This is a genomic window from Herbaspirillum sp. CF444 (assembly GCF_000282135.1).
GTDB lineage: Bacteria > Pseudomonadota > Gammaproteobacteria > Burkholderiales > Burkholderiaceae_D > Herbaspirillum.
Genome location: NZ_AKJW01000058.1, coordinates 259,461 through 265,752 on the forward strand (window position 1 = coordinate 259,461; position 6,292 = coordinate 265,752).

The 6,292-nt window shown below is 51.2% G+C and carries 3 protein-coding genes and 1 pseudogene; 3 read left to right on the top strand and 1 reads right to left on the bottom strand.

What is annotated here, in order from left to right:
• Window positions 1-50: 50 nt before the first annotated feature.
• On the bottom strand, window positions 51-1,400 hold the full coding sequence (locus tag PMI16_RS11755) for a phosphoribosyltransferase-like protein (protein WP_157212611.1): 1,350 nt from the start codon (window positions 1,398-1,400) through the stop codon (window positions 51-53).
• 1,126 nt (window positions 1,401-2,526) lie between these two features.
• Between PMI16_RS11755 and PMI16_RS11765 the strand changes: the two genes are divergently transcribed.
• The 3 genes and pseudogenes from PMI16_RS11765 to PMI16_RS25890 form a co-directional block, all read left to right on the top strand.
• Window positions 2,527-3,273 (top strand): SDR family NAD(P)-dependent oxidoreductase, encoded by a 747-nt coding sequence (locus PMI16_RS11765; RefSeq protein WP_007879729.1) that lies wholly within the window; start codon window positions 2,527-2,529, stop codon window positions 3,271-3,273.
• A 595-nt stretch (window positions 3,274-3,868) separates the two neighbouring features.
• Window positions 3,869-5,908 (top strand): autotransporter domain-containing protein, encoded by a 2,040-nt coding sequence (locus PMI16_RS11770; RefSeq protein ID WP_007879731.1) that lies wholly within the window; start codon window positions 3,869-3,871, stop codon window positions 5,906-5,908.
• Between the two features lie 80 nt (window positions 5,909-5,988).
• A pseudogene (locus PMI16_RS25890) lies at window positions 5,989-6,105 on the top strand (IS110 family transposase); the annotation flags it as partial.
• Window positions 6,106-6,292 lie beyond the last annotated feature (187 nt).

Sequence of the window (6,292 nt, forward strand, 5' to 3'; positions counted from 1 at the left end):
TCAGTGGAAATGGCGAACTCAGGCTATGCAGGAACCCATGTCATCGCAGATCAGTCGGTTTTGTATTGAACTTCGTCGGTCAGCCGTACATCCCAAAAAAGTGGCCGCCAAATCAAGACTGCGCTGCCCCATTTGACTTGCCCCTTAAGCCAAAAAATCGGCAACACCGATTTGGGAATGCTCGAACTGAAAACAATGGTAGAACCAAATTTCAGAGATCCCAGGGACCATTTATTGATCTTCTCATTTCTAATTACAATGTCTTCAAGGGGCTGCACTATCTTGCCGCTCTTCTGTTGCTTGGCTTGTTCTCGCCGGCGCAGGAAGGGCAGTATGAGCTGCTTGCCCAGCGACTCCATTATCTTCCGACCAGATTCCAAATCGTTTTTCCATAAGATCCTGTTTTTAAAAACAAACGGTTCAATTGCGGAGTCAATGATGGTTCTTAGGTCATCGCTTTTCTTTATATTTAAAAAATCACATTCGCTCTTATTTTCCAGGAAGCTGAAATGGTTTTCAGCCGGCTCGATGGTGACATTGTTAAAGCCATGAAGTGCGCAGTGCATTCGACCTACCACCAGGCCCGCATCGCTAGTGACTGCGTAACGAAAGACCAGTGGCACTTTTTTCCAGGCTTCGTATATGCTCAGGCCGGTTAAACGCTTCTGAAGCTCGACGCCACTCCACAAACCGTCTTCATAAATATAGATTCGATTAAGGCTAAGATTCGATATCGCGGGAAAGGAATCCGGTGATATGGCAATGATCGATTCATTCGGATAGATATGCTCAAGAACCGATCTGATCATCAAAGAGCTCGATCCTGGTTCGTCATCCTCGAAGTAAGCATGTGCAACGTTCATGCCGGTCAATTCTCCCCGCTTCACGGTGAAAGAGCGTTGCAGGTGAGAAGCTGGAATGACTTTAAGCTGCTTCAGAAGGTTTTCTCCAACTTTTCTATTTATGCCTAGTTGAGAAAACTGGTGGCACCACTCATAAGGATTCATACACTGTATGGACGAATGTTCCCATTGGTCTTGGGCATAGTCCAGCCAATGAAGCTTCAGTGTACGCAGCGCATCCTTGACTTCTTCTTTGAGAATTTTCAAGGAGCCGCACTTGCGAAGCGTGGGCATTAGTTTTGACAGACGCGAAAAATCCAGCGCGACGTGCTTGTTGGCAATGCAGTATCCGAATCGGACCGCCGTGATTTTTTCAATGGCTAGATCCGTGTTCCCTTCAAATTCGTCGGATCCAACGCGTCTCCGGATGCTTTTGTTCTCATTAAATGTCAAGAGCATTACACGCTCGTTCCAATCCGGAATAGCGAGGTCAGAGATAAACGGTATCAAAGATTTGAGGTCAGCTTGTGTTACAAGCAGCAATAATTTTGAGCTCATCGGCGCTAGTGCCTCATTCTTTTGAGGCACATCCAAAACGTACTCGGTCGGGTTCGATATCATCTGAAATTATTAAAAGACGGAAGTCATTGTTGCGGAGCACGACTATTGATCACGGTTCAGCCGCACTTTCTGCACAGGAGGCGTTGTTGGACGGACGCCGATGGCATTCTGCTTGCGCGGCAAGGTTTTGTGCTGAGCGGAAAAATTAACGACAGAAAAATGCTCGAATTTCATCCATCTGCGGGCCCTGAAAATGGCGATCAGAGGATGTGGATGATGGTGAAATATCGTCGTTTGACGATGAGTCCATTGTAGGAAATCAGCAATTACAAAAATCAAACAGAATTATTACAATTGCGAAATGATCTGCCCTTCGACCGCTACAGCGTCAAACGAGCAGGTGTGCCAGTGGCATTACATGTCTAGTACCTGGATTGCTATTTTTCTTGAGATTGTGGCGGCGCTAAACGGGGTAACCAACAGTTCATCCACTTCATTCCGGGCCAACGTCTCGACTAGTTGACGGGTAGCTGCACCTGTAATGACGACAGTACGTATCTTGCTAACGCACGTGCTCTTCCTCATACGACCTAGAAGTATCAGTCCGTCTTCCAACGGCATATTGCATACGGCTAGCGATTGTGATTGCGTCAATCCTTTCTTCAAGTGAAAAAATTGAATCGAATTTCTTCTCAATGTGACTACGTCACCTACGAGGTTTCGCAGAGTCTGAGAAATAAAAGGGCGTGCATCAATCGTGCTGTCGACGATGAGTAACGTGGTTCGGGGGAGTGGATTCATGATCTTGGTTTGTACAATTTCGTTCGCGATATTCCTCTATTTTTGTCGTGTCGAAACTGTCTTTTGGCGATAGATGGTTGGCCTGATATTTTGGCGTCGACTTCGATTTCCAGAAATGGGATTGCGCCCATTTTTCATCAAGGGTTTTTCTCTTTTTTATGTTGTCGGCGTTTTGATGGACTGGCTTGGTGCGAAATGGGCGTGCGCTGATTGCGGTGGCGCCGGAGCCTGTCTGATGATCGTATCGCGATGGTGGGCAACGCATCTTCTCGGGGAAAGTTGACCGCACCAACAATAGGTCCTTTACATCAGGAGGAAGAGCATGATCCCGAATTCTGCCAAGACTGTCTTGGTTACCGGCGGCAGCAGGGGAATCGGGCGCGCGACGGCACGATTATTTGCCGACAATGGGTGGCGTGTGCTGACCCTGTCGAGCAAACCTCTCTTGGCAGACGCGTATCAATCGTCGCAAGGATTGCTGCAGCATATTTCTGTTGATCTGGCTAACGGCGCTGCTATCAAGGCTTGTCTGTCCGAAATCATCCGGCGTCTGCCGGATGGCCGCTTGCATGCCCTGGTCAATAACGCCGGTGTGTCGCCCAAGCTCGCCGGTGGTATGCGCATGGGGGTGATGGAATGTGACCTGCAAACCTGGCGGCGCGTCTTCAACATCAATTTTTTCTCAGTGGTGCAATTGGTAAGAGGACTTGGCGCTTCGCTGAGTAGCGCCGGCGGAGTTGTCGTCAATGTGGCCTCGATTGCCGGTAACACGGTGCATCCGTTTGCCGGTGCATCCTACGGAACCTCCAAGGCCGCGCTGTTGGCGTTGACGCGTGAGATGGCCCATGACTTGGGTTTGCGGGGCGTGCGCGTCAATGCGGTTTCTCCCGGTGAAATAGATACCGATATTTTGTCTCCGGGTACGACGGCGATCGTCAACCGGAAAATTCCGCTGCGCCGACTCGGCACGCCGGAGGAGGTCGCTTCAGTCATCTATTTCCTGTGCAGCGACGCCAGTTCTTACCTGAACGGTGCAGAGATCCATATCGATGGCGGGCAGCACGTTTGATTTCGGTGATGAAATGAGATTGCTGCCGGCCATGGTTGGGCAATAGCCAGTTCCTGGCTCGTCCCGCCACGTGCGACACATGGCTGAGCGCCAGGCCTCTTGCACTACCTCAATTCCCAGCCAAGTTCATCATGACCTGGATGATGCAACATTGACAATGCGATGCGACATTGCCGGTCGATGGTCAATGAGATGAGGCCAGGATTCCGGGTTAAACGTCTGTACCATTCGGAAGTGCAAGTCTGCAATGCAAGCTGTGGTTGCCGCGCTTGATGGCTGCGATGAAAGAAAAACATCAGTCCGAAGCCAGGGATTGTGACGAAAAATTGAGCACGCCGAGGCGTCAAAGTGCCATACTTAATCAAGGGAATTGATACGATTGGCGCGTGTGTTCGGCGTCGGACTATCTGCAATTCTGATCAAGCCCGGACACATTCGACGGATCATCGTTAGCATCCAAAAATTTCTCGCCTGCCAAGGCACTCTTTAGCTCCGGCAAAGAGGAGAAGCCGGCAGAAAAAAACAAAAAATACTAAACGTTTGATAACGACGGGCGAGCTAAAACGGTCATTTGCCATCTCTAAGGGGAGAAAAAATGCTTACCGCCTATAAATACACTTTATTCGTTGTAGCGATTTCTTCTGCGTTTCAAGCGGCGGCTCAAACCATAAGCGATCTGGCGCCCTTCAATGGGGGAAGCAGTTCGTCTTCAAATGGAGTAAGTGCAAGCGGGGATGTCGTCGTGGGGGACGCGACTGACGGCAACGCAGGCGATCAGTTCCGGGCGTTTCGTTGGACATCGTCTGGCGGGATGCTGGACCTGGGAACACTCAACGGCGGTCTTAGCTCTCATGCGACCGCAACAAATGCCACGGGAGATGTGGTAGTTGGAAGTGCTCGCGACGGTAATGCAGGTAACAACTTTCGGGCTTTTCGTTGGACGCAAACGAATGGCATGGTGAGTTTAGGATCACTTAACGGCGGTAGCAACTCATATGCTGCCGGCGTAAACGCGCTCGGGGACGTGGTGGTCGGGGGGAGTGCCGATGGCAATGCAAACAATGCATTCACCGCGTATCGCTGGACACAGTCTGGTGGCATGGTTAGCCTCGGGATGCTCAATGGCGGCACCCACTCCTCTGCGACTGGCGTGAATGCGTTGGGAGATGTCGTTGTTGGAAATGCTTATGATGGAAGCGCAAGCAATGCTCAACGTGCTTTCCGTTGGACCCAGGCCGGCGGCATGATCAGTCTCGGAACCATAAATGGGGGAACAACTTCCTCTGCGAATGGGATCAATGCAGTCGGAGATGTGGTGGTTGGTGTCAGCGATGACGGTAGCGCAGGTAATGCGCAACGTGCCTTCCGTTGGACCCAGGCTGGCGGCATGGTCAGCCTGGGAACGCTGAACGGCGGAACGAGCTCTTTTGCAAACGGAGTAAATGCCAGCGGGGACGTGGTTGTCGGGAGCGCTACGGACGGCAATGCGGGAAACGCTCAACGTGCTTTCCGCTGGACCTCGTCCTCCGGTATGCAAACTGTAGAAAGTTGGCTCGCGTCCAACGGCATTTCCATGATCGGGACGAATACCTCTAGCGCTAACGCCACCAATGCCGACGGAAGTGTAGTGGTCGGAGCCCTCGCCAACAACCATGCATTCATCGCACGCGTTGTCAACTCTGGCGTTGGGGGAGCGGGTTCCGGTCTCATCGATGTTCAATCATTCAATGGCGGCTTAAATCAAGCAGCCGCTGCACACCTGCAAGCGATCAACAATGCCGAGATCGTGGTCAACGGCATGCATAGTAACTTGATGCGCACGCTTTTGCCCAAAGGTCATTTTTCCTTCTGGGTTGCAGGCGATGCAGGCCGTCAAGATCATGGCAGTAGTGACAGCTCTCTAGGAATGTCGGAGGTAGGTTATGGCTATCGCTTCAATGACACATTGCAACTGAACATTTCGATGGGGAGAACGTACAGCAAGACAAATGCAGATATGGGTGGAAATGCGACTTCCCGCAGCACTTTTTTCATGCCGGATCTCATTGTTACTTTGTCGCCGTCGTTCTATTTCTCGGCTAGCGCCTACTATGGCCGGGGGCGCACAGATATCGACAGGGGCTATTTGAATGCGGGCAATCTGGAACATGTCTTTGCCTCACCAAAAGTAGAGAGTCAGGCTCTTCGCTTGCGCGTAGATTGGCTCAACGCGGTGTCCAGAGGTGAAGCAAGATTCAGTCCGTATGCCAGTCTAACCTATTTGAAAAACCAGACAGACGGCTACATAGAACAGGGCGGATCGTTTCCAGCGATCTGGGATCAGCGTCTCGACCATGCGTCGACGGCACGATTGGGAGTCGACGTGCTCTATCCGCTGTCTAATAGCACGATGCTCCAGGGGCGAGTTGAAGCGGCCCATCGGTTTCAGAAATTCGGCTCGCCGGCTTCGGGGCAAGTCATTGGCTTATATAGTTTCAGCTTCGCGGGTCAAGAGTTAAAACAAGACTGGCTGCGTTTAGGTGCTGGTATCGAAACCGAGATAGGTCGAGGCATCGCTACATTGATGCTCAATGCAACGACCCAGGGTGAGGCACCTTCTTATTGGTTGATGGCTAGTTACCGTTGGGTATTTTGAATAATATTGGCGCTAAAGTAAGGCGCGCAGAGCTTCTGACTACCGTACGCAAACCGGCCCCTCGAATTGTAGCCAAACGGATCGCTGCATGCATGAAGAATTCAGTGTTGTGCCAGAAGATCCGGGCAATCGATGGCGCGGGGCCGATTACCTCGACGGCAATGGTCACAGCCGTGGGCGATGCCAAGGAATTCCGCCTTTTTCACTCGTGCTCACCATTTCTTCCAATTGGATCGCAAATCATTTGATGTTGTCGCGCCACTCCGTGTTCGCGGATGCCGCCGTTGAAGGACAACGGGTATGAGGCGCATCGCTTTACGCGATGCAGGTCCTTTATATGATTTAGTCGAACTGCTTCGTCGTCACTGAGTCAGAGCGCTATCG

Bases quoted from the DNA above. Each gene is read 5' to 3' on its own strand.
- PMI16_RS11755 (WP_157212611.1), bottom strand. From the start codon at position 1,400: ATGAGCTCAAAATTATTGCTGCTTGTAACACAAGCTGACCTCAAATCT.
- PMI16_RS11765 (WP_007879729.1), top strand. From the start codon at position 2,527: ATGATCCCGAATTCTGCCAAGACTGTCTTGGTTACCGGCGGCAGCAGG.
- PMI16_RS11770 (WP_007879731.1), top strand. From the start codon at position 3,869: ATGCTTACCGCCTATAAATACACTTTATTCGTTGTAGCGATTTCTTCT.